The organism is Endozoicomonas sp. SESOKO4, from assembly GCF_024606275.1.
This window is the reverse complement of record NZ_JAHHPS010000378.1, coordinates 1-1170: the sequence shown is the minus strand read 5'-3', so window position 1 is coordinate 1170 and position 1170 is coordinate 1. Positions and strand designations below refer to the sequence as shown.

Below are 1170 nucleotides of genomic sequence, written 5' to 3'. Positions count from 1 at the left end.
GTTCTGTTTTATATATCAGGTGCTGTTGAATGGACCGGTAGCGGTCATCCAGATCGTTTTCATTGATGGGAGTGATACCAAGCTGGCCTTCAATCGCAGCCAGTTTTGCTTTTACAGCACCATCATCAGCCTGTTCCGTTGAGTGATAACGTGTTTTGAGAACCTCGCTGCACTTGTCATCAATTTTCTCCAAGAGCCGTCTGGCTTGCCTTTCCAGTGGTTGGGCGTCATCCCAGTCATCTATGCCAAGTTGTATCGCCAGTCCGGAGTTGTAAACACTTCTGGCTTTTTTTCTGGCATCAGGAACTTGTTGTCTCAGCAGAGGAATTCGTTCGATTTCCTGAATAAGCGACTGTTGCAGGCTTCTCTGATCGTTCAGCTTCACAAGAATCTGTGCAAGTTTATCCTTAATCATCCGATGGATTCCTTGCGCTATCAGTTTTATCTCATCACTGGCATCGGCTGGATCCGATTCGTGCTGCTGCTTATATTCAAGCTGGCGGAGTTCGACTGCCTGAAGTAGCTCTTCGAGCTCGCTGTCTACCTCAGTGAGCTTTCTGACCATGTTGTCCAGGAAATGGAAAGCAAACTTTTTGTTTTTGTATAAAATATTGGTCACTGATTTGGCGACAATGGGTATATGCTTCAGAATCTTCTCAACAGAATGCGGGTTCGTTAGAAGATCTCTAAGTGCAGGTTTGAAGCTGAAGTGTTTTAGAAGTTGGCTCTGCATCCAGGTTGGCGTGATGACTGTTGAAGCGGCTCTGATTTGTTCCGGTGTGAGTTCAAATTCACCTGCCCGGTCTGGAGTAGCACTGCTCAATGCCTGCAGCAGAGATTCATAGTTTGCCAGCGCAAACGCAGCCACTTTATCTTCGTATTCAAGCGTTATTTGACCTTCGTTAGCTTCAGCACCATGCCGCGCAGCAAACTCCTCCAGCAGTGCCATCTGACTGCTTCGAATGACGTATTGGTAGCTTTCAACCTTATAGTTTTTAACTTGTGTTGTTACTGAATGAACGGGGTTATTAGCCTTAGCTTCTTCCCGAAGCTTATAGAGGTTTTCTACAAAAGCGGCATCATTCGGATTCAGCTTCTGGCCATGAAAAACAATAACTTCGCCCGGAGTTTCTGCTACTTCCAGCTTTGGATAGCCCGCAGGCACAGGAT

The 1170-nt window shown here is 46.3% G+C and carries 1 protein-coding gene; it reads right to left on the bottom strand.

What is annotated here, in order from left to right; all coding sequences use genetic code 11:
- A partial coding sequence (locus KDK16_RS07545) for a hypothetical protein (protein ID WP_257275399.1) occupies positions 1-1170 on the bottom strand: 1170 nt, incomplete at both ends.